Raw genomic sequence first — 4,980 nt, forward strand, 5'->3', positions numbered from 1 at the left:
GTCCGTTCTGCAACTTTGACCTCAAGCTTGTGGGAATAGTCTTCGAGTTGCTGATACAGGCGCGCATTTTGCAGCGAGATAGCAGCTTGGGAACAGATCAGGTTGAGCAGTTCGACGCGATCGCGCGTAAATGCGCCAACGGAGACATGATTCTCCAAATACAAAATCGCCACGAGTTTACCCTGGTTCAGAATTGGGGTACACAGCAGGCTTTTGGGTTGCTGTGCCACGACATAACTATCCATCGCCAGGGTGGGATGGACAGAGGCATCGACAATCACCACGGGTTCCCGACTGCGTTTAACGGTATTAATTAAGGATTGAGGAACCTCGGAACTGTCGGACAAGGCGATGGATTGTACCCGTGCGGGCCGATCGACGGTGGCGATCGCTTCCACAAACCACTGATTTTCATGGGGCATCAGTAAGGCGCCTTTGTCAGCCCCCGCATTTTCTAGCACCGTATACAGCAATGTTGCCAACAGCTTATCGAGTTCAATTTCACTGGACAGAGTTTGGGAGGCTTTCAGAACGGTGGCTAGGTCAAGGGTGGCAGAAATACTGCTACTACCGGAACTGGAGGACTGTGTACCAGAAGCCTGAGATGTGGCGAGAGAGGTTGTCGCCGACACGGTTTCAGTCGCAGACAAAGCTACTTGCTGCTGTTGCAAAAAAATTGGTGCGAGCAGTTGGGGATAGCGGTGTTCTAAGTCTTGAACTTTGGCTAGTGCACCCCAGTGAGCATAGCCGTAGTAGGCATTGATCAGGTACTCTTGGGCGATTTTTTCTTTGCCCCAATCGAGGTAAAATTTGGCGGCGAGTTCGTTGGCGAGGGCTGCTTCTTGGATATAACCGTTGGCTTTGGCTCCGGCGATCGCGCGATCGTAGAGGGCGATCGCCTCAATTTTATTGTCCAAAACGCGATATCGCTCTGCCTCTACCAAATCATATTTATGTTGAAAGTTCATTGGTGCATGATCAGCACGATTTTGAAGCTGAGCCTGGTTTGCAGAAACGCGATCGAAGACTGCCGTTTTGTCTATCACCTCCGAAAGGTCAGCCAATACCATCAGAGAATCATAGAAGTAAAAAATGGGTATGCTAATCAGACCTACCCCGGCGGCTAAGGTTTGGCGTGCTTCCGCCGCATCTTGTTTTGCCTCAACCATCTCGTTAAGCAAGTAGGAAGCTGTGAGCCGATAAACCCAATAAAAATGTAATCCGGTTAAATCATTAGAAATAGTTAAGGTATTATGCAACTCTTTTTGGGCAGTCAACACAGACTGATTTTGTGTGGATAGCAATCGCTGGATAGTCTGCAAAACAGCAAAACAATAGTTGGTGGTGGAAACAATCTTAAGCTTCAGGAGTGTGGCGATATAAATTTCTATTTCTGCCAGCAGCGTCGTTAATTCTTGACCAGCAGCATAGGAAAATTGACAAAGAAAGCTAGTACCGTGACCCGCGTATTCAAAATCACCCACTTCTAGTCCAATTTTGAATGTTTCCGCGAACAGAGGCAGACTATTTTGGAGGTGAGATTTACAGTGGATAAGAGCCGATCCGACAATCATATTCACCTTTGTCTGAACAGTCTGCTCTTTAAACTTTTCTGCCAGTTTCAAGCCTAGCTGACCAAATTCATAGGCTGCATCCAAGTCTTCTAAAACACCGCTTAGTAAAATACCATAGGTACTGTAGCCAGAAGCAGAGAGGGCTGTGTTACCGTCTTGAATTGAGAGCTTGACTTGAGCCAAAATTACAAAGGGAAACAGTAAGGGGGCAGAAACGTAAGCCGTCGTGATAATACTTGACAGTAACTGCATACTTGCCAACGATACCGCGTCTGTCATCACGGGCAAATCGAGTAAATCATGGGCAGTTCTACCACTGAGGAGTACCGCAACATCTTGCATCGCTGGGACGATATCGGCGGCTGTTGGTTGGTTGGGTAGATAAATATTAAATTGCTCTAGAGCTTTCTGTGCAATGGCGATCGCCTCCGGAAACCGACTCTGAGTACTATAGGCTTGAATCTGGATTTCATAGGTTTTGATCCGATCGAGAGGATGCAGTTTTTGAGCGAAGATCTCGCTTACCCACTGCTCCATTTGAGCAAAATCGCCACAGAGATAAGCGGCTGCGGCTGCACCTTCATGCAATGCCAGCATCAGGCTAGGTTGGCTCTGCCAGCCCAGATCATCTAGAATATCTAGACCTGTCCTGCAATACTTCAGAGCCGATTCATAGGCATTAGACGCTTTGGCTTTGCTTCCAGCGATTAAGTTGAATTGGGCGAGATTAGTTTTTTCAAGTGGATCAATGAGGAGTGCGACCGCCCGATTCCAGTGGTTGACAATCTCAAAAATATTGGCTTCTAGTTCTGCGTCTGGGGTGTTTTGTCGCAGCAAGCGAGCAATTGCTAAATGAGTTGACTGTTTTTGGTCTTCTGGAATCAGAGAATAGGCAGCCTGTTGAACGCGATCGTGCAAGAAACGATAGGTCGGATTGGCGTTACTTTGAACATCTGATGATTCTGTACCCTGAAAGAACTTGTAGATCTGACTCGTGGGTAAAAGCAAACCTTCCTGTAAAGCTTTCCAGAGTGCTGTTGCAGCATCAGTAGAGGATTGTTCCGAGACGATCGCCAAAGTAGCCAAATCAAACTGGTTGCCAATACAAGCGGCAAGTTTCAAAACCTGCTGCGTCTCGGCGGGTAATTTCTGCAATTGCAGCGCCATAAATTCCACCACATCATCAGTGAGTGCCAATGCATTCACCTGGGTAATATCGCACTCCCAATAGCGGCGATCGCGATCAAAGCGAATATAGCCATCGTCGTGTAACGCTTTGAGAAATTGAGTTGTAAAGAATGGATTCCCTTGAGTTTTGCGATCGATTAATTCAGTCAGCGGTTGTGCGAGTTCCTGCCAACAATTCAACGTATCGGCAACGAGATGATTAGTATCCTCAAAAGCCAGTGGTTTCAGGGTAATAGTATTAACGATATTCTGCGCCTTCTGCAATTCCTCTACCGTCATGATGAACGGATGGGTAGGCGACACTTCATTATCTCGATAAGCGCCCAACAGCAGCAGATAGCTATTGTCATTCATCAACAGTTTGAGCAAGTGCAGCGAAGCCAAATCTGCCCACTGCAAGTCATCCAAAAACATCACTAAGGGATGCTCTACCGTTGTAAACACTGCGATAAACTTTTGGAATAATAAATTAAACCGATTCTGTGCCGCACTACCCGATAGTTCTGGCGCGATCGGTTGTTTGCCAATAATTTGTTCTAGTTCTGGAAGCACATCAATCAGAACTTGCCCATTCTCACCCACGGCTGCCAGGATCTTGGCTTGCCATTGCGCCAGTTGTACGTCGGATTCGGACAACAATTGTCCCATCAAATCACGCAAGGCTTGCACAAAGGCAGACAGGGGAATATTGCGATTAAACTGGTCAAATTTGCCTTTGATGAAGTAGCCCCGTTGCCGCACGATCGGTTTGTGGACTTCGTTGACAACGGCGGTTTTGCCAATCCCCGAAAAGCCCGCGACCAACATTAGCTCAGAACTGCCACTCGCCACCCGATCGAAGGCTTGCAATAGCGTTTGAACTTCTCGCTCTCGACCGTAGAGTTTTTCTGGGATTAAAAAGCGATCTGCTATATCCCGTTCTCCCAATTCAAACGGGGAGATTTCTCCCGTTTCTTTCCATTCAGACAAGCACTTCTCTACATCGTGTTTTAACCCCAATGCACTCTGGTAACGCTCTTCGGCATTCTTCGCCATCAGTTTCGCCACGATTTGATCGCCAGCTTCTGGAATGTTGAATTGGGTCAGAGAAGGCGGTTGTTTGGCGATGTGGCAATGCACCAACTCCATCGGGTCATCCGACTGGTAGGGCAATTGTCCGGCTAATAATTCAAATAATGTCACCCCCAAAGCATAGAAATCACTGCGGTAGTCAATTCCTCGATTCATCCGTCCGGTTTGTTCTGGGGAAATATAGGCCAGCGTGCCTTCGAGTCGATTGGGATTTTTGATTTCTGCGGTTTCTTTGGGCAATAGTGAGGCGATGGAAAAGTCAATTAACTTAACTTGTTTTGTCTCTGGATGGATGAGAATGTTGGCGGGTTTAATATCTTTGTGAATGACGCGATCGGCGTGCAAACCGTGCAGGATGTCAGCCACTTGCAGGGCAATTTCCCACACTTCTGCGAGGGAAAGTGACTGGTTGCGAACATAGTCTCGCAGGGAAACACCACCAAAGTCTTCCATCACCAGGGCATAGCTGTTGCGGTACGGTTCTAAACTGTAGGGACGAATAATTCCAGGAATGTCGAGGTTTTTGGCGAGGGTGTATTGATTGCGAAACTGTAACAGATCGTGGAAGGTAGGATATTCTTGTTGCAGCAGTTTGAGGGCGACTGCCTGGTCATCCACCAATCGAATACCCCGGTAGACAACGGTTTTACTGCCACAATACAGTAGCTCGACTAAACGATAGCCAGGTAGAGCAACGGTTGTATTGAAGGTGCTGTTCATCGGGAGTGACCTCATTTGATACAATATCTTGACTATTATGCCCATGAGGCCAGTGGTGCTAACAAATCGGCAAAGTCAACACCAACTCAGTTCCTTTGCCGATCACAGACGTGACATCATATCATGTCCGGTCGATTACCAATAATTAGGAGTAGGGAACATGATTAACGTTATCTGTTTGTCCGAGATATCTATTATGTTCCCTACGGAACGATGCGGTGAGATTTTATTATGGGCAATTCAACGGACATGACATCAATCGCCCCCCCATGTTTTTCTACCACAATTTGACTCGCGGCAGCGAGTGGGGAAGGGAGGCATATCGTCAATCCCAATCCCGTCTCTTTCCCCACATCTTTACTGCTAACAAACTCGAATTACGTTTACACCACCACCTTAGGCAAGGTAATTCTAAATTCCGTATAAC

At 47.2% G+C, this 4,980-nt stretch carries 2 protein-coding genes; one reads left to right on the top strand and one right to left on the bottom strand.

Annotation, left to right across the window (positions count from 1 at the left end):
* The coding region (locus tag MiSe_RS47600; protein ID WP_226594206.1) for an ATP-binding protein at positions 1 to 4,553 on the bottom strand (4,553 nt) is incomplete at its 3' end.
* 218 nt (positions 4,554 to 4,771) lie between these two features.
* On the opposite strand from MiSe_RS47600, the gene MiSe_RS47605 reads away from it, so the two are divergent.
* A partial coding sequence (locus MiSe_RS47605) for a hypothetical protein (protein ID WP_226594211.1) occupies positions 4,772 to 4,980 on the top strand: 209 nt, incomplete at its 3' end.

This window comes from Microseira wollei NIES-4236 (genome assembly GCF_020521235.1).
GTDB lineage: Bacteria > Cyanobacteriota > Cyanobacteriia > Cyanobacteriales > Aerosakkonemataceae > Microseira > Microseira wollei.